We start from the raw sequence: 18931 nt of genomic DNA on the forward strand, positions 1-18931 counted from the left end.
CACTGGACCAGTGCTGCACTGGAAGATCAACTCCTCCCTACATGGAAGTGTCAATATGAAAAGACTAGCCTTATTTGCTGCACTAATCATTCCCGCCCTGTCACAGGCCGCTCCTGAAATTACGGGTACTCCACAAGACTTACGCGGTCTGATATATCCGGAGTCCAGAATTGTTACCCTGCATGGCAACGCAAAAGAGACCGCTTACTCTGATCAGGCCATTGTGAATGTGATTGTCACGACTGAGGAGCCATTGTTATCAGACGCCATTGCCAGCAACAGCTCCCTGCGAAAAAACTTAACCCAAAGCTTAATCAAGGCTGGAATAGACGGATCCAAGATCAAGAATTCCAAATTCTCATCTTCTCCTCAATTTGGATGGCTGGGCAAAAACCCATCCAGCTATAAAGTGATAAATAGAGTAGCGGTAACAATAGACCAGGAAAACCATTTACAGGCAATCGCAGAACTAACTGACCAAAATAAAGAAGTAGATATAGTAAGTACCTCTTTTGAACATTCAGAAACCTCTGAATACACAAAAAAAGTACAATCCAAGGCACTGGCAAAAATTATGGCGCAAAAAGCGGATTATGAGGAGACTCTCGGTATTCAACTAATTCCAGTTAATATCCGTACAAAGAATATCGGCTTTTATGGGACGGCGGGTGCTGGTGCGGTGGAAGAGGTTGTCGTTACCGCTGCCAGGGGTAGAGCTGGAAAACTAAAAGATAGTTTTTCGGACTCCTATATCGAAACAGAAACTAGCTCATTCGACGAGGTCCAGTATGAAGCTTCACTGTCGGTGGAGTTCCAGGTTAGACCGGTACACATAACTGAGTAAACTTCGATCAAGCAGCGAGGCCGGCAGAAGCCGTGAATAGTGGTTCCTGCCAAACTGATACCCCACTTACCGACCCTGGATCCAAGCATGTCTACCCAACAGAGAAGGACAATATCTGGCTAATCTCATTCAAACTACGATTTGACTGGGACTGCCAAGTTTCAATAGCTTCCTTTAATGCTGCCCAGTCTTTCTTAGAGGAGGGAGACTTGTCGACAACCCCTTCTCGGATAAGGGCTCGAATGGTATCACTTGCAAAAACCAAAGTATCAACTCCCATTCGTCTTAAAAATACTTGGGCAGTCTTTCCGCCGAGTCGATCGCCACCTTTACGCAAGTACAGAAGATTCTCAATATAGTTGGCTGTATTCCAGCTGGAAAAATATTCTCCCAAACTTCCATGCTCATTAGATAAATACCAAAAGAAGTCTGCATTTCTCTGAATGGAGCGAGTTTTAGTCCAGTGCTTGATCATACCTTCCTGCCGCATTAGGTCATCTAATGCCTCTTCCGGCAAGTAACGACAGAACGAAACATCAAAGCCATAAAAGATTTTCTCTATATCCGGCCACTTTTTTTCAACAACCTTCCAGCTAAAACCGGCTTGGAAAACAGCCCGGGATGCCGATGACAACCACTGACTATCATGTATATCTCTCAGGAACTGCGCAGGCTTGGGCTTAACCAGCTTCGACTGAAGTCCGCCTAACCCTCCAAATCGATCAATCACAGGTGCCTCAATGGCAGCGAACTCACGCATAATTCAGACCTTCCAGTAAATCTATCTCCATTCTACGCCTATAAATAGAAATTCAAAGCATTTGGAGTTTTAGCGGAATACTAAAAAGGTGGTGCGCGTTTATCCTGCTCAAACAACACGAAAAGCCAACTGGCTCTTGAAGTTAATATTTCAGGAGGCTGAAAAAGAAAAGGACACTTCAACTGCCACAATAAATAAAGGGGAGCTAGCTCCCCTTTATTTACATGACACTTAAGTAGAGATATAAAAAATAATTAGCCGCCCATAATCAGGCCTATATCTTTAAAATAAGCATAACCTATTTATTACTTAACCTTCTTATCAGACTCTCCATTTTTATACCCAAGTAAATCGAGGTAAAATGCATACTGTAAAGCGGTCTCCTTATAACGACGGAAACGACCCGAAGAGCCACCGTGACCTGCTTTCATATTGGTATTGAATAACAACTGATTTTCATCGGTCTTCAATTCGCGTAACTTTGCCACCCATTTCATTGGCTCAAAGTATTGCACCTGGGAGTCATGTAGCCCAGTGGTTACCAACATATTTGGGTAATCCTGAGCTTTCACCTGGTCATAGGGAGAATAGGAAAGCATATATTCATAACTATCCTTATTATTAGGATTGCCCCACTCGTCATACTCATTAACAGTCAGGGGAATTGACTCATCCAGCATGGTAGTTACCACATCAACAAATGGCACCGCCGCAGTAACACCCCGGTACAAACCCGGTTCCATATTGACTACCGCGCCCATCAACAGCCCCCCGGCACTACCACCTGAAGCAAAGATCTTATCAGAGGCGCCATATTTTAATTTCCCCAACGCCTTGGTAACGTCGATAAAATCAGTGAAAGTATTCTTTTTATTGAACATCTTTCCATCTTCGTACCAGGCACGCCCCAACTTTTGGCCGCCACGAATATGGGCAATAGCAAATACAAAACCTCGGTCAAGCAAGGATACCACTGAAGAGCGGAACCAGGGGTCAACGGTACTACCGTATGAGCCATAGGCATATTGCAGTAATGGATTAGAGCCGTCTTTCTTAAATTTATCCTTACGATAAACCAAAGATACCGGCACCTTAACACCATCTCGTGCCGCTACCAGGATACCCTCGCTCTGATAGTGCTCTGGGTCAAAACCACCCAGAACTTTGTCTTGCTTAAGCAATTCCAATTCGCCACTATCCAGCTTGGCTTCATAAACACTATTTGGTGTCGTTAAACTCGAATAAGATACTCGAACACTCTCTGAGTCCAAGTTTGGATTTGAACTCAAGCCCAGTCTGTATACTGGATCATTAAAACCGACTTGAAGGTCCTTATTATTCTCTAAATTGATAATTCGGAGGCCCGTTTGCCCCGCTTTTCGTTCTATTACTGCTAGATGATGATCAAATAAAGTGAAATCTTCCAACAAAACTTTACTACTATGAGGTATGACTTCCTGCCAATTAGATTTATCCGCTGCATCCTCCATGGCAACCTTCATAAGGCGGAAGTTTTCAGCTTGCCAGTTAGTCATGATATAAAAATCATTCCCTAACTTTAGCGCTGAATACTCATGATCCTCTTCCCGGGGGTATAAGGGAGCAAAATCCGCGAGAGGGGTGTTTGCATCCAGAATTGACTGGCCACTGCTAGTTGTAGAACTGTGGTGAATACGTATCAGCTCTCCATCCCGGGATTTGGAAATCCACGTATAGAAAGCCTTATCCATTTCTTCGTAAACAACAACATCTTCACTCTGTGGCGTGCCCAACTTATGGCGCATTACCTGATAGCCGAGCAGAGTTTGATGGTCTTTATTGATATAGAAGACAGTTTGGTTATCGTTTGCCCAAACCGCAACTGGTGAAGCATTTTCCAATTTATCTGGCAGCATCTCACCGGTCTTTAAGTTCTTGAAGCGAATCGTGTAAACACGGCGCCCAACGCTATCTTCAGGATATGCTACCAATTGATTACTGGGAGAAACGGCTAGGCGCCCTACACTAAAGTAGCCGTGGCCTTCAGCCAGTGCATTCACATCCAGCATAACCTCTTCATCTGCTTCCTGGGTACCTTTACGTCGCGCGTGGATCGCGTATTCTTTCTCGGGAAGATAGCGGCTGTAATACCAATAACCATTATAATAAACAGGGACCGTTGATTTATCTTTCTCCAGACGGCCAGTCATTTCCTCAAAGAGTAATTCCTGTAACTCTTTGGTGTGGTGCATTACCGAATCGGTATAAGCATTTTCTGCTTCCAGATGAGCAATAACATCTGGCGCCTTACGTTCATCGTCGCGCATCCAGTAGTAATTATCGATACGCTCATGGCCATGCATAACCATTTTATGAGGTACTTTCTTGGCTACAGGGGCGGAAGCCTGTTCGCTAAACAAGGTTTTGTCCTCTGCTACTTGGTTATTTTCTGTCTCGCCACACCCTACTAAACCAAGGGTGAGCAACAGTGTTGCTGTGGTTTTATTCATAGAACCCTATCTCTCCTACCTATTTTTCTTTGTTCCATTGATATTTTATTGTCTGAATTTGATCCTCAGAGACTCAATCAGCGTGGGAATTCCAAAGCCCAACCTTTAAATACATATTCTAACAACTATTTAAGCCCTACTTTTATGGCCTTGGCGAACACTAACCAGCCAGGATCAACCAACTCATCCCCGCTATTATCAGCGATGCCGTCACACTAAGTATTGCGCCCTCTCGAACCATATCCTGTATACGTACTTTACCGGTTCCATACGCAATCGCATTAGGCGCCGTAGCTACAGGCAGCATAAATGCGCAACTGGCACTCATCGCCGCAGGTATCATCAGCACCATGGGCTCAAAACCCGCCGAAGTGGCGGCTACAGCTAAAATTGGCATAAGTAGAGTTGCCGTAGCTGTATTGCTGGTTATCTCTGTCAAGAAGGTCACACTAAGGCATAGAATGACCAACAACAACCACAGTGGCATCGCCGTCAGGAAAGAAAGACCGTTGCCGAGCATATCGCTCAGTCCGGAACTGGAGAAACCTTTTGCTAGTGCTATACCTCCGGCAAAAAGTAACAACATTCCCCAGGGGATCGTCTCTGCCGTCTGCCAATCGAGCAGACGGCCTCCCTTACCGTTAGGTACTAGAAACATAGCGACAACGGCTGCTAGAGCCACGGTTCCATCACCGGCAGCATCAATACCTATCAATTCGCTCCAACCGCCAAACGGTGCATTGCGAGTAACCCATAGGAGAATTGCCACACCGAAAACCATTAAGGTTCGCTTTTCCTCTTGCCTCCACTCTCCCACTTGAGGGGGCTCAATGTCATTTTTCAGATGCACATGACGGGTCAGCCAGAGGGCCATTATAGGCAGTGTCACCAAAGCAACTGGGACTCCTATTTTCATCCAGCCCAGGAAGCTAAACTCTCGTCCGGTTACTTCCTCGTATATTCCCATAAAAATCACATTGGGCGGCGTGCCCAAAGGAGTACCTACCCCACCCAGACTTGCGGCATAGGCAATACCCAGGATCAGGGCAATACTTAAGCGTTCGTTGTCGATCTTACTGAGAATCGCCAGGGCTATAGGCAGCATCATCAATGTGGTAGCGGTATTGGAAATCCACATGCTCAGGAAGCCTGCCGCCAACATAAATCCGAGCACCAGCCTGCGGCCGCTGGAGACCCCCACAATACGCAACATGTACAGGGCAAGACGCTCGTGAGCCCCACTTTTCTCCAGGGCCTTGGACAAAATAAAGGCCCCCATCAGTAACAGAATGACATGACTTCCCAAGGAAGCTGCCACCTCCCGATGATCCGCTACTCCAAATAGAGGCAAGAGGACAAAAGGCACCAGTGACGTTGCGGGGATTGGAAGTGCTTCCGTTATCCACCAGATCACTGTTAACAAGGTAATTGCAGCAGTTACTGCCGGTAGATACTGCATTCCCAGCGCTGATAAAAAGAAATAGAAGGCCACAGCAAAAAGAGGCCCCAAAACTATAAAGCGCTGTCGCGCGATTGACATACCTGCCCCCAACTACTCAAGGGTTTATTTTTTTAGTTTGAATCTTAGGAAGGGTGTAAACCCCTCGGTCAAGATGGACAATAAAAATACAAGAAACTTACCCTTTTGCGCAGACCTATAACCAAGAAATTATTCAAAATTCAAAGCACCCACATCTTCTCTTATCCTTACCACCATCCAAAGTTGGCGCTCACTTACTAGTAGATCCTTACTAAAACAAGGTTAATAACTTTCAGCTGAGGCGGTACAAGTGTAAAATAAGCAGATTGGTACAAACTACTTAAACTCTGCTGTATGTCCCATTTGAATGCAGAGATATCGCGAATCTATGACCAATCGTTAGTTTTCTTTTATAGAGGTACCCCTTGAGACGCATCACTCCCCTATCCCTGTCCATTCTCGCATTGGCATCAGGTGCCAACACTTACGCTTCAGAAAAACCCTTTTATGCCAAAGCTACACTGGGCTATATGAGCTTTGATACCAGAGCCCGCTATACAGAGAGTGAAGACCTTAATTCAACTGGATATAGCTTTACTCTTGGCTATCGCATAAATAACTATTTAGCTGTCGAAGGTGGGATGGTGGATTTGGGAGAGATTCGCCAGGAGTATAAAGGTGATGGGGAGTTCTATTATTCGGACTATTACCAAGGCCAGGATGTAAATGTAGTTGATAGCTATACTTACGATTCGAACATTAAAACTGACTATAAATCCTACAGCCTGGGACTTGCTCTCACCCAAAAATTCCAGCAAAACTTCAATGCAATTGTTCGCTTAGGTGTACACCAGTGGTGCGCGAATAAAAGCGGGCAAAGACAAATTACAGGCACTCGTAGCTACTACGAAAACGGCGGTATTTATGATGTCTATATGACGTCGGAACCCTACGAAATCAGCTACAACCCAGATAGCGCCACAGACGGCTCAGACCTCTACTATGGTGCTGAGATATCCTGGTCTACCGGCACTTGGGATATTGGCCTTGAACACACCATCTATGAAGTCGAGGATGAAAAGGCCGACTTTACTGCACTGGGAGTAACTTACAACTTCTAGCCCGGGTTGTAAGGCCCTAGCTGTAGGTAATCACTTACATTTAGGGCCTGCTTTGGAACATCTAGAGCCACCCCCGTAGTCCAAACTTTCGAATCTGGTCATCTCCCCTGTACATCTCGCTGGCATCCGTCAAACTATCGCCCACAATAGCTAGAAGTAGAATGAGGGCGGAAAGGAATCATGAGCACTATACCCAATACCGTGGAAGTCCTGGAGAAGCTCCGCTGGAATGCTCACCTGTGCAAACACAGCCACTTTCGAGCCTCTATGAAGGGGCGCAATTTGCATGTGCTTTGCGGGGTGCCCATCGTTGTCGTCAACTTATTCCTCGGTTCGCTTTTCTTCTCCTTGATCAATGCGGAGCTGCCTGATTGGACCAAGTGGAGTGGTGCGGCGCTGGCCCTGCTGGCCGCGCTATTGGGCGGTGTGCAAACTTTCTTCAATTTTAAAAAGAACTATGAGGGACACCGGCAGGTAGGCAACGAGTACCTTGCAATCGCCAGGGAGTGCGAGCGGCTGATCGCCCTTTACTTCGACGATATCCTGGATCTTGAACATCTATCCAAGAAGATCTCAGAACTGAATACACGCTACAGCGAAATCAACCAGCGAGCGGAAGAGTTTATTGTGTCAGATAAGGTATACAGGCAAGCGGTGCATATCCAGAATCAAAAGGCCAACCGAGAACCCTCTCTGGTAGAGCAGATGCGTAATCGCCAGGCTGCTGCGCAAAGAGTCGCCGAGGAGGCTCTCGAAATCGCAGAGAGCAGCCACTAACTCCCCCATCAATACCGCAGTACTTTCCTGGGGAAGTTGTGACTTCCCCACTTCCTATAGTAACAAACCGAAAAATGCAGACAGATCACAGTAGTCATCAACCCAGCACAGACACTTACCCATTATGCTATTTAGCCACCGATATTGGTACACCGAGCAATGTCGGCGGCCTATTTCGTATCGCCGATGCACTCGGCGTAGAGAAAATTTATTTAACTGGTGAAAGCCTGGTTCCACCTAATTCCAAAATTCGGAAAGTTTCCCGGTCTACAGAAAAGTACGTTCCCTACGAATATCACTCATCTGCAGTCAATATCGCGCAAACCTTAAAAAATAAGGGCTATCGATTAATTTGCCTGGAGATTGCCTCAAATAGCGTCGAACTCAAAGATACCCCCATTTCCAAAGGGAATAAAATATGTTTGGTATTGGGTTCTGAAAAGGATGGGGTCAACCCCGAACTTCTGGAGCTGGCAGATGCTGTGGTACACATACCTATGCAGGGTATCAATTCCTCAATGAATGTTACTTCCGCCTGTGCTATAGCGACCTATGCTTTGCTGGAAAAAATTTAGTCGGGCACTTTGACCATTATGTTTTTCTGATTAACATAGTCGGGATCACCGCCCAACCTTTTATTGCAGTTCAATCCATTAATTGCCTGGATCTCCGCATTGCTCAAATTAAAATCAGATAATAAGAAGTTATTGCGAATGTGATCCAGGCTTTCCGCCTTGGGAATAACTATGCGATGCTGCTGGATATTCCACTTAAGGATAACCTGCCCCGAAGTCACCCCGTGATTTTTCGCAATATCCACAATTACTGGATCTATGAGAGGTTTTTCATGAGCCTCGACACCGCTCCATGTAGATCCCGACCCCAAAGGAGACCAGCTGCAAATCGCAATTTTATGGAACTGGCAATAATCTACTAAAGGCTGCTGAGTGAAATAGGGATGCAGTTCAATTTGATTACAAACAGGGCGCACTTCCGAGAAAGTCGCCAGTTGTTCAATATCAGATTTACGAAAGTTTGACACCCCCAGGGCCCGCACTTTTTTCTGCTGGTAAAGCGCCTCCATTGCACCCCAGGTCTCCCGGGTATAGGCCGGCATGGGCCAATGGATCAGATATAGGTCCAGGTATTCCAGCTGCAAACGCTCCAGGCTACGGGCAAATGCATCGTGAGTTTTATTGGTTCCCTGCTCCGTATCCCAAACTTTACTGGTAATAAAAAGCTCTTCCCTCGCTAGTCCGGACTCTTTGATCGCTCTTCCCAGCGCTCGCTCATTTCCGTAGACCGATCCTGTGTCAAAATGACGATATCCCACAGACATGGCTTTCAAAATAACTTCTGTTACATACTCATCATCCTGCTGCCAGCTGCCAATCGCAGCCATTCCCATGCCGAGCTGAGGTATCTCAACACCGTTATTCAATTCGAGAAAATACATAATCAATATCCTTTCAGACTACTGAGCGGTAAATCAGCAAGGACCAAGAGAGAATATAACCGGAGTCACATTTATTTCGCTGAGTGTAGGCCGAACAGAAGTCAACGCGTAGAAAACAGCGAACACACGCCAACTCCTGACTGCTAATCACTCACCACGCAATAAAAAGAAACTAATTTTCTAAGTTCAGTGAATATAAGCGATTATTTTGGAGGAAGTGAACCCGCAAATACCGCTCCACGACTGACCCAGTTATCCAAATCCTCTGCGACAGCATCTTCTTCCACATACACCATGCCTTTTAAGGGGCGCCCGGTGTAATCCATAGGCCGGGTATAGCGTTCGGCCAACGCAGTTTGATACTCATCAGGCCCAACCCGGACCATCAACTCCTCTCCAACAACCCCACAGGCCATATTGCCATTCAACATAAAAGCGAGACCTCCAAACATCTGCTTTTCACTGAGGCCTTCATTTCCCTGAAGTAATTTGCGCACTTTTTCAGCCAGAGTTTCGCTGTACGCCATAGTTTTCTCCTTAATCACTTTTACCAGGCAGGAATACCCCCTCAGAAACTGCTTTTTTCTGAAAAGGTTAAAAACGATGAAATTTGAAAAGAATCGAACGGAATTAAATGTGAACCCTAATCCCAGCAAGACATTGGATGGAGCAATGAGCAAGTAAACTGCAAATACAACAGATAACTGCACCATAGCGAAAACGTTATTTCGAATAATCGTTTAAGTATAGCAGTAGCTGAAGTTTCTACTTTAAGGAAGGGAAAAAATACGCCAAGAAATGAAAGGGCTGAAAAATATTACAGAAATATTTCTATTTTTACTAAAGATTGTGGTGACCTGAAACGGCCACCACAATCTTTACGCGTACCTCGGCAGGCAAAAACCGAGGGAATGACTTGTCTTAGTCGACAAACACCCGCGCGTTGCGGAACAAGCGCATCCAGCCGGAATCTTCTTTCCACTCATCTGGATGCCAGCTATTGCTGACAGCCCGAGCAACACGCTCAGGATGCGGCATCATAATAGTCACGCGGCCATCCTCAGAACTCAGGGAGGTAATACCATTTACCGAGCCGTTGGGGTTGGCCGGATAAGTTTGGGTAATTTCCCCTTTGTTATTCAGGTAGCGCATCGCGATAGTGCCGGAAGCTTCACACTTCTCCAGCGCCTGCTGGTCAGCAAACTCTACGCGCCCCTCACCATGAGCAACGGCAACCGGCATGTAAGTACCCGCCATACCTTTAAACAACACGGAAGGTGAGTCTTCAATGCCTACCAGTGCGAAGCGCGCTTCATATTGCTCAGAGAGGTTGCGTACAAAGCGCGGCCAGTGATCCGCACCTGGAATCAGCTCTTTGATCACAGAGAACATCTGGCAACCGTTACACACCCCCAAGCCGAAGGTATCGTTGCGATTGAAGAAGCCCTCAAACTGATCGCGGGCACGATCGTTAAACAGGATGGTTTTAGCCCACCCCTCACCGGCACCCAGTACGTCGCCGTAAGAGAAGCCACCACAGCCCACCAAACCTTTGAATTCATCCAACGCTACACGGCCAGATAGGATGTCACTCATATGTACGTCGACAGCGTTAAAGCCAGCTCGGTGGAAAGAGTGCGCCATTTCCACTTGGCTATTCACACCCTGCTCTCGCAGTACAGCAACTTTCGGGCGAACATCTTTAGCGATATAGGGTGCGCTGATATCGTCGTTGATATCGAAAGTGAGGTTTACTGTCAGGCCCGGGTCTTCTTTGGCAATTGCAGCAAATTCCTGCTCGGCGCACTCGGCGTTATCGCGCAGGGATTGGATACGGAAGCTGGTTTCCGACCAGATCTGCTGCAATTCAGCACGGGAGCGCTTGAAGATTTCAACACCGTTATTGGTGATGCACAGGTGTTCGTTATTGTTCAGGTAACCGATCTTGTGGGTGGGTACACCCACAGCGGCAAAGCGCTGTACCAGCATATCCGCTTCACAGGCGGGAACCTGCAATACCGCACCCAGCTCTTCACTGAACAGCGCCGCAATCGGGTCTTCACCCAGTTCGTAGATTTCCACATCCATACCCACGCGGCCGGCAAAGCCCATTTCCGCCAGGGTTGTAAATAGACCGCCGTCAGCGCGGTCGTGGTAGGCCATGATCAGGTCTTCATTCAGAGCCTGCTGTACCACCTCGAAGAAACCTTTCAGCTTCTTGGCATCGTCCAGGTCTGCGGGCTTGTCACCCAGCTCGTTGTATACCTGCGCCAGACAGGAGCCGCCCAAGCGATTTTTGCCGGCACCCAGATCGATAAACAGTAACTCACTCTCACCTTTATCGGTGCGCAGCTGCGGTGTCACTGTCTTGCGGACATCAGTTACCGGAGTAAAGGCAGAAATTACCAGAGACAGCGGTGCAGTAACCGATTTCTGCTCGCCCTCTTCCTCCCAGGCAGTGCGCATAGACATGGAGTCTTTGCCCACCGGGATGGTAATGCCCAATTCAGGACACAACTCCATACCCACCGCTTCTACGGTTCGATAAAGTTTTTCCTCTTCACCCGGATGGCCCGCTGCACACATCCAGTTAGCGGAGAGTTTGATATCGGACAGTTGCTTCACTGGGGTACAGGCGATATTGGTAATTGCCTCACCCACTGCCAGGCGGCCCGAGGCCGGTGCATCCAGCAATGCCACCGGGGTGCGCTCACCCATAGACATGGCTTCGCCGGCGTAGCTGTCATAGGCAACGGTAGTTACCGCGCAATCGGCCACCGGCACCTGCCAGGGACCGACCATCTGATCGCGGGAAACCTGACCGGTTACAGTGCGGTCACCGATAGTGATCAGGAAGCTCTTGCTAGCAACTGTGGGCAGGCGCAGCACCCGCTCAGCCGCTTCATTCAGGTCGATATCTACTGTGGAAAATGCCTTACTTTCCACCTGGCGAGTTTCTGCTTCACGGTGCATGCGCGGCGGCTTGCCGAACAACACCGACATCGGCAGGTCTACAGGCTTGGATTCAAACTTCTTGTCATTTAACAGCAAGTGCTTGTCTTCGGTAGCTTCACCGACAACGGCGTAAGGCGCGCGCTCACGCTCACAGATTTGCTCGAAGCGCTCCAGGTCTTCCGGCATAACCGCCAATACATAGCGTTCCTGGGATTCGTTACACCAGATTTCCAGCGGGCTCATACCCGGCTCATCACAGGGCACATTGCGCAGTTCAAAATTACCGCCGGTACCGCCATCTTTCACCAACTCGGGGAAAGCATTGGACAAACCGCCCGCACCCACATCGTGGATAAAGGCAATGGGGTTGCTCTCACCCAACTGCCAGCACTGGTCGATCACCTCTTGGCAGCGACGCTCGATTTCCGGGTTTTGGCGCTGTACTGAAGCGAAATCCAGATCTTCAGAGCTGGAGCCGCTGGCCATACTGGAGGCTGCACCACCACCGAGGCCAATCAACATCGCCGGGCCACCCAGCACTACCAGTTTGGCGCCAGGGGAAAACTCGGGCTTGTCTACATGCTCTTCGCGGATATTGCCGTAACCACCAGCCAACATGATCGGCTTGTGATAGCCGCGGCGCTCGCCATCGAAATTTTCTTCAAAGGTACGGAAGTAACCGCAGATATTCGGGCGGCCAAACTCATTGTTAAATGCTGCACCACCGATCGGGCCTTCGATCATAATATCCAGAGCGGTAACAATACGCTCAGGCTTGCCATAGTTGGCTTCCCAAGGCTGCTCCCAGCCGGGAATACGCAAGTTGGAAACCGTAAAACCGGTCAGGCCCACTTTTGGTTTGGAGCCACGGCCAACTGCACCTTCATCACGAATTTCACCACCGGCCCCGGTACCAGCACCGGAGAAAGGAGCAATCGCGGTAGGGTGATTGTGGGTTTCCACTTTCATCAGCAGATGAATGGCTTCAGTGCTGAAACCGTATTCCTTGCTGTCAGGATCCGGGTAGAAACGCCCCGCTTCGCTACCAGTAACGACGGCTGCATTATCCGCATAGGCGGACAACACATTGCCCCCCCCCTTCTGGTAGGTATTCTTGATCATGCCGAACAGGGAGTGCGGCATTTCTTCGCCGTCGATGGTCCAGGAGGCATTGAAGATCTTGTGGCGGCAGTGCTCGGAGTTTGCCTGGGCAAACATCATCAGCTCTACATCTGTGGGATTGCGCTCCAGCTCTTGAAAGCTGGTGAGCAGGTAATCAATCTCATCTTCGGCCAAGGCCAAGCCCAAGGTAACATTGGCATCTTCCAGAGCTTCGCGACCGCCCTCGAGAATATCCACACCGCGCAACGGGCGCGGCGCTTCTTCCACAAATAATTGCTCAGCTTGAGCAAAATCGGTGAATACCGCTTCAACCATACGATCGTGTAAGCGGGAGGCCAGCACAAGGCGTTCAGCTTCGGTTAACTCGACACCAGTAACGTAGTAGGCGATGCCACGCTCCAGGCGATGAACTTTGTTCAGGCCAGTGTTATGCGCAATATCAGTAGCCTTGGAAGACCAGGGAGAAATTGTGCCCGGACGCGGCACTACCAGGATCAACTCGCCTTTCGGCTCGTGTTTTTCCTCGGTTGGGCCGTATTGGAGCAACCGCTCCAGCAGGGCCATCTCCTGGTTATCCAGTGAGTCGCTGTCTGCAAAGTGAACGAACTCAGCGTAGAGATCGTCGATGGTTGGTTGCAGCGCGCGCAGTTGATTGAGCAGGTTTTTATGGCGGAATTTCGACAGTGCAGGAGCACCACGCAGAACTAACATTGCGGGAGATAGCCTCTTGTCTAAATGAGAAAGATTGCGCGAATGGGATTTCGCACAAGGCCCCGGAAATTTGAGAGGCGCAATTGTACCTGAAGCATCGCTACTCCAACACACCCGCCCGACACTTGGGTACACATGAACTAATTAGTAACCTGAATGTTCAAAAGACCAGCAAGCTTGGCTGTAAATAAACCAACTTTGTATCAAAGTCAGGTTCACCTACCTAAGTCTGTAATGCTTTGCAAGCGCGCAGATCACAGTGTTCAAAAGACAAACTGGGCAGATTGTCGTCAAATAATGTAAAATTGGCGGACTGCGTCAAATTTTGCCCTCGTATTTGAGAGCGAAATCGACATACAGGGCCTTAGGCACAACAGCAAAAAAACCAACGGACTAGCTAAAGGGGACAGCCTATGATGATGAAAAGCCGTATGCTGCGCTACGTCCGCCGTGTGTGCAAAGGGATCGCCCTGTCCTGCTGCGCCTCCCTGCTGGTTGCCAGTAAAGCACCGAATACGCTCGAGCGTGTCAAAGCCACCGGTGAATTGGTTGTCCTGTCACAAAACGGCCCCACCACTTATTACGAAGACGCCTCCGGCAACCCGACCGGCTTTGAATACGGCATGCTGCGTGCATTTGCTGAAGAGCTGGGGGTGAAATTGGTAATTCGCGACGTGCACGATCTGGACGAAATGTTCGATCAGCTGCGCGACCCAGAGGGTGGCGCGCACTTCGCAGCTGCCGGCCTCACGGTAACTCCAGAGCGTCGCGAACAAGTCCGCTTTACCCCATCCTATTTTGAAATTCGCCAGCAGGTTATCTACCGAGTTGGCGAACAGCGGCCGCGCAAAACTAGCGATCTCGAAGGAAAAAAGGTCGCCGTCATCGCGGGCAGCGCTCACGCAGAAGAAATGAAGAAACTCTCCACCCGCTATACTGAGTTGGATTGGGAGGAAGTCTCCGACGTGGACGCCATGGAATTGGTAGAGATGGTGCAGGAAGGAAAATACAATTATGCAATTGTCGATTCCAACGCCTATGCAGTTCACCGCGGCCTTTACCCAAACACTGCGGTTGCGTTCAACCTCACCCAGTTCCAGCCGGTTTCCTGGGCCTTCCCACAAAGTGATGACGACAGCCTCTATCGCAGTGCACGCCGCTTTATGTTGCGCGCCAATACCAATGGCATGATTGCCCAGTTGCGGGAAGAATTTTTCGGCCACGTCAGCGACCTAAATGTGGGCGGCGCCAAGGCCTTTGCCAAGCGCAGCCGCGAGCGCCTGCCCCAGTGGCGCGGCACCATGCAAAAGGTTGCCGACCAATATGACCTCGACTGGCACTTACTCGCGGCCCTCAGCTACCAGGAATCCTATTGGAATCCGCGTGCCCGCTCTCGCACCGGTGTACGCGGCCTGATGATGCTGACTCTGAACACCGCAAAAGATCTCGGTGTAAACCGCCTAAACCCCGAAGAGAGCATTGAGGGTGGTGCCCGCTATATCGTACAAATCCGCAACAAACTGCCGGATCGCATTCGCGAGCCCGACAGAACCTGGATGGCCCTGGCTGCCTACAACGTAGGCTATGGCCACCTTGAGGATGCCCGGGTACTGACAGAACGAATGGGCGGCAATCCAGATCTTTGGCCCGATGTGCGCGAACACCTGCCCCTTCTGGCCAAGCGTCAGTATTACAAGACCACCAAACACGGCTATGCCCGAGGCTGGGAACCGGTGACTTATGTACAGAATATCCGCCACTATCAAGCCCTTCTGAGCTGGAGTAGCCGCATTGAGGAACAACGACTGGCCGCAGCCAATGATGAAAACGGCGGGATCCTTGCTGAGAACAGCGCAGTGAATTCCGAAGCCAGCGCCGCCCCCGCTCTCTAATCCCCCTCTAGGCCAGCTTAGCCTGGCCGAAGAAAGCCCCAAATATCTCCACCTTAATCTATATTCATCTGGTCCCGATTGGAGTGCCTGAGCGATGGATAATCCAGATACGGTAAGAGAGATCGAGCAGTTTATTGACTACCTCGTGCAGGCCGGGGTGTACTGCAGAGAAGACGAACTGGAAAGTGTCTACCACCGGGAAATGCAGGTCTTCATACTAGACCCTTCGGACCGGGTCACGGTGGCAGACAAAACGGCCTTCATCAATATGTTTAAAGCCAAGCGTGACGCGGGTGAACTACCTCTCAACGACTGGAAAAAAATTCACCGCATAGTGGCAAATGAAAACAGTGCTTTAGTAATCTTCTCGCGAAAAAACAATTTGGCTGGCCAGGAGCAACTGTTAAAACTGGCGATCGATTTGGTGTATGAAGATGGGCGCTGGCAGGTCACGCGGGAAGTTATATTCCTAGAGCCAGCACTTCCTGGTTCAAGCTAGAAATACTCCTTACTCTCAATTGCTTTTAATCTGCTTCCCGAAAATCTGCCAGATTCCTCGAAAGAGCTCTAGGTAAAAACTGCAAATCCTCAGGTTCATCAATATCCGCAAGCACATCCAATTGCTGACAGCGCATATCACATTCCAGTAATCGCTCCAGGGTTTGCTGGGCAACGACTTCAGTACTCCAACATATATCTTCAAACAAGCGAGAATGCAGGTACTTCAAGCCCAACAGGGTGTAGCCACCATCATTTGCGGGATACATAACAGAGTCCGTGTGCACTAGCGCCACAGCTGCGGCTCTGAGCCTTTCTGCATTTAATGTCGGGCAATCTGTCCCCATCAAAAAGAGCCCCTGGCCAGCGGCGTAGGAACTTTTTGCAGCCCGCCACAAGCGCTGACCGAGATCACCATCTGACTGGCCGTAAAGCTTTACCCCCTGAGGCAATTTAAACTCCTGCCAGAAAGGATGCCGGGAGTTAGGCGCAACATGCAGCTCGACAGGGCCCAGATCCGCCTTCACCGCTTCTGCCAATGTATCCTGCAATAACTGTAATGCGAGAGCCGCTGCGCCCTTCTCTCCCAAAGTAGGAATTAGCCGAGTTTTTGCATACCCTGGCAACGGAACCTTAGCCATCACTACAAGACGCATGGGCGGCAATAGAAAACTACTCATAACGCTTTGCCAAACTCTCTGCTGATACGCCCCGCCAGTAATCAAAACGCAATCGCCACATCAATAAAATAGTTCTCAATACGCCGTACTTTTCCCAGCGACGCCCTGAGGTTTCTACTTTTTCCCGAGAACAATAGGGCCAGTAATAACTGCGCAAACGACGACTCAGTTCAATATCTTCCATCAACGGCTGCGCAGGGAATCCACCGATAGCTTCGAACAAACCACGGCGCACAAAAATAGCCTGATCCCCTGTAGCAATACCACTAAATCGAGAGCGTAAATTAACTAGAGTCGCAATCAAGGGAAACCAAAAACTGTGTCCGACAATTTGAATATTAAAACGCCCCCAGTGGGCATTCTCCTTTTCGAGGTTTGTGATGGACTTGAGGGCATCTGCGGGTAGACGGCTATCGGCATGCAAAAACACTAACCACTGACCTTTAGCCATTAACGCACCGGTATTCATCTGAACCGCCCTACCCCGAGTGGCGTGGACCAACTGCAAACCAGACTGCTCTAGGATCTCAACACTACCATCGGTACTGCCGCCGTCTACGACAATAACCTCACAATCTTCCTGCACGTTCAATTGCTGCAAGTGCTCCAGTAAAGAGGCTATTTGTTCCTTTTCATTTAATAGAGGGACTATCACACTGAATTGCATTAGTTGCGCCTCCAGCGGTTAAAAACCTCTAAGAAACGTAAAATAGCTGCTGGTGCGTGAGCACGTTTCCAATTGCCCGCGACAAATTTATTGGCTTCACTCATGGTCGGATAGATATGGATGGTTGAGAGAATTTTATTCAACCCCAATCCATGCTTCATCGCTAAAATAAACTCCGCAATTAGTTCTGCAGCATTTTCCCCAACAATAGAAACACCTAGTATTTTATCTTTTCCCGGCACCGTAAGGACTTTGACAAATCCTCGCCGCGCACCATCGACTATAGCTCGGTCCAAATGCTCGATATCATAGCGGGTTATCTCGTAATTCACTCCCTGCTCACTAGCAGTTTTTTCAGAAAGGCCTACAGTCGCCACTTCCGGATCGACAAATACAGCACTGGGAACCAGAGAGTAGTCTACGGCAAATTTTTTAATGTCACCGAAAAGGGCATTTACCGCTGCATACCAAGCTTGGTGTGAGGCCATATGGGTAAATTGGTATGGCCCTGCCACATCCCCAGCTGCAAGGATATGTGGATAGCGAGTTCGCAGGTAGCCATCAAGTTTCAACCTGCCATTATCCAGCAAGTCCAGGTTCTCGAGACCTTCGTCGGTTACTTTCGCCTTTCTGCCGAGAGCTAGTATCACCTCATCAAACTCGAGCTTAACCCTATCGCCCTTATTTTCTACAATGAGTATGCCTCCTTCTCGATCAGGAACACCTTCAAACTCAACAGCTTCGTGGTCTGTCAAAATTTTAACGCCATCCATAGTAAGCGCCTCAGCGACGGCCGCAGATACGTCAGCATCCAACTCCAATAATATAGTGTCGGACCTCTCCACCAGAACCACTTCCGAACCCAACCTGGCCATGGCTTGTGCCAGCTCACAACCAATAGCTCCCCCACCCAGTAATACCAGCCTGTGGGGAGGGGTTTTTAACTGAGAAAACCGCTCCCATAAAGTATCACTGGTGAGGTAATTCACTTGATCGAGCCCAGGAAAAGGCGGAACACTCGGCTCGGCGCCAGTGGCTAGTACAATAGCCCTTGCCGTTAGGGTTTTCTCCCCTCCACTATTTAATTGGGTTTTAACTGTCCAAGGATCGATAAGCTCTGCAGTTCCCTTGAGCACTTCAACCCCCAGCTCGTTATAGCGCTCCACACTATCATTGGGTTCAATAGTTTTAATCGACTCCCTGATATGTTGCATAACCCGGGGAAAATTAATTGTTGGCTCATGGAGTACAACCCCAAACTCGCCCGCACATCTTGCCCTATGGGCCTGTCGCGCACACATAATCAATGCTTTACTGGGTACACAGCCGGTATTGAGACAATCTCCCCCCATTTTACCTGATTCGATCAAAGTGACTTTTGCTTTTATCGCCGCAGAGATGTAAGCCGTAACCAGGCCCGCCGCACCACCACCAACGACAATTAAGTTACGATCAAACTTCTTAGGTTTCTGCATAATT

The 18931-nt window shown here is 49.0% G+C and carries 15 protein-coding genes; 6 read left to right on the plus strand and 9 right to left on the minus strand.

The window, feature by feature from the left end; all coding sequences use genetic code 11:
* The first annotated feature begins 55 nt into the window (after nucleotides 1-55).
* Entirely contained in the window at nucleotides 56-844 is a 789-nt protein-coding gene (locus ACJJI1_RS02225) for an SIMPL domain-containing protein (protein ID WP_444958424.1), read from the plus strand.
* A gap of 91 nt (nucleotides 845-935) precedes the next feature.
* On the opposite strand, the gene ACJJI1_RS02230 is transcribed toward ACJJI1_RS02225, so the two are convergent.
* The 3 genes from ACJJI1_RS02230 to ACJJI1_RS02240 form a co-directional block, all read right to left on the minus strand.
* Nucleotides 936-1604 (minus strand): DNA-3-methyladenine glycosylase I, encoded by a 669-nt coding sequence (locus ACJJI1_RS02230; RefSeq protein ID WP_444958425.1) that lies wholly within the window; start codon nucleotides 1602-1604, stop codon nucleotides 936-938.
* A gap of 305 nt (nucleotides 1605-1909) precedes the next feature.
* Nucleotides 1910-4093 carry a S9 family peptidase gene (locus ACJJI1_RS02235; RefSeq protein WP_444958426.1) on the minus strand — a complete coding sequence of 728 codons (2184 nt, stop codon included), beginning with the start codon at nucleotides 4091-4093 and terminating at the stop codon, nucleotides 1910-1912.
* A gap of 160 nt (nucleotides 4094-4253) precedes the next feature.
* Entirely contained in the window at nucleotides 4254-5633 is a 1380-nt protein-coding gene (locus ACJJI1_RS02240; RefSeq protein WP_413662969.1) for an SLC13 family permease, read from the minus strand.
* 365 nt (nucleotides 5634-5998) lie between these two features.
* On the opposite strand from ACJJI1_RS02240, the gene ACJJI1_RS02245 reads away from it, so the two are divergent.
* The 3 genes from ACJJI1_RS02245 (at nucleotide 5999) to ACJJI1_RS02255 (ending at nucleotide 8046) form a co-directional block, all read left to right on the plus strand.
* Nucleotides 5999-6694, plus strand: a complete 696-nt coding sequence (locus ACJJI1_RS02245; protein WP_444933935.1) for an outer membrane beta-barrel protein — start codon at nucleotides 5999-6001, stop codon at nucleotides 6692-6694.
* A gap of 180 nt (nucleotides 6695-6874) precedes the next feature.
* The gene (locus ACJJI1_RS02250; protein ID WP_413662971.1) at nucleotides 6875-7471 is read left to right on the plus strand and encodes an SLATT domain-containing protein; all 597 of its coding nucleotides are present in this window, start codon (nucleotides 6875-6877) and stop codon (nucleotides 7469-7471) included.
* A gap of 38 nt (nucleotides 7472-7509) precedes the next feature.
* Entirely contained in the window at nucleotides 7510-8046 is a 537-nt protein-coding gene (locus tag ACJJI1_RS02255) for a TrmH family RNA methyltransferase (protein WP_444958427.1), read from the plus strand.
* On the opposite strand, the gene ACJJI1_RS02260 is transcribed toward ACJJI1_RS02255, so the two are convergent.
* The 3 genes from ACJJI1_RS02260 to purL form a co-directional block, all read right to left on the minus strand.
* Nucleotides 8043-8927, minus strand: a complete 885-nt coding sequence (locus tag ACJJI1_RS02260; protein ID WP_444917952.1) for an aldo/keto reductase — start codon at nucleotides 8925-8927, stop codon at nucleotides 8043-8045. The two genes, ACJJI1_RS02255 and ACJJI1_RS02260, sit on opposite strands and share 4 nt — an antisense overlap.
* 203 nt (nucleotides 8928-9130) lie before the next feature.
* A complete protein-coding gene (locus tag ACJJI1_RS02265; RefSeq protein ID WP_282933807.1) occupies nucleotides 9131-9454 on the minus strand; it encodes a TfoX/Sxy family protein in 324 nt (107 codons plus the stop codon).
* 394 nt (nucleotides 9455-9848) lie between these two features.
* Nucleotides 9849-13715, minus strand: a complete 3867-nt coding sequence (purL, locus tag ACJJI1_RS02270) for a phosphoribosylformylglycinamidine synthase (RefSeq protein WP_444958428.1) — start codon at nucleotides 13713-13715, stop codon at nucleotides 9849-9851.
* Nucleotides 13716-14128: 413 nt separating this feature from the next.
* Here purL and mltF point away from each other — a divergent pair, with 413 nt between their 5' ends.
* Both mltF and ACJJI1_RS02280 read left to right on the plus strand, forming a co-directional pair.
* Nucleotides 14129-15607, plus strand: a complete 1479-nt coding sequence (mltF, locus tag ACJJI1_RS02275; RefSeq protein WP_413662975.1) for a membrane-bound lytic murein transglycosylase MltF — start codon at nucleotides 14129-14131, stop codon at nucleotides 15605-15607.
* A 94-nt stretch (nucleotides 15608-15701) separates the two neighbouring features.
* Nucleotides 15702-16106 (plus strand): hypothetical protein, encoded by a 405-nt coding sequence (locus ACJJI1_RS02280; protein WP_444958429.1) that lies wholly within the window; start codon nucleotides 15702-15704, stop codon nucleotides 16104-16106.
* 25 nt (nucleotides 16107-16131) lie between these two features.
* On the opposite strand, the gene ACJJI1_RS02285 is transcribed toward ACJJI1_RS02280, so the two are convergent.
* The 3 genes from ACJJI1_RS02285 to ACJJI1_RS02295 are packed head-to-tail and all read right to left on the minus strand — an operon-like array spanning nucleotide 16132 to nucleotide 18927.
* Nucleotides 16132-16785 (minus strand): TIGR04282 family arsenosugar biosynthesis glycosyltransferase, encoded by a 654-nt coding sequence (locus ACJJI1_RS02285; RefSeq protein ID WP_444958430.1) that lies wholly within the window; start codon nucleotides 16783-16785, stop codon nucleotides 16132-16134.
* The gene (locus ACJJI1_RS02290) at nucleotides 16778-17452 is read right to left on the minus strand and encodes a TIGR04283 family arsenosugar biosynthesis glycosyltransferase (RefSeq protein WP_444958431.1); all 675 of its coding nucleotides are present in this window, start codon (nucleotides 17450-17452) and stop codon (nucleotides 16778-16780) included. Before ACJJI1_RS02290 ends, ACJJI1_RS02285 begins: the two co-directional genes overlap by 8 nt.
* On the minus strand, nucleotides 17452-18927 hold the full coding sequence (locus ACJJI1_RS02295) for a dihydrolipoyl dehydrogenase family protein (protein WP_444958432.1): 1476 nt from the start codon (nucleotides 18925-18927) through the stop codon (nucleotides 17452-17454). Before ACJJI1_RS02295 ends, ACJJI1_RS02290 begins: the two co-directional genes overlap by 1 nt.
* Nucleotides 18928-18931 lie beyond the last annotated feature (4 nt).

This window comes from Microbulbifer maximicatervae (SeqCode) (assembly GCF_052467065.1).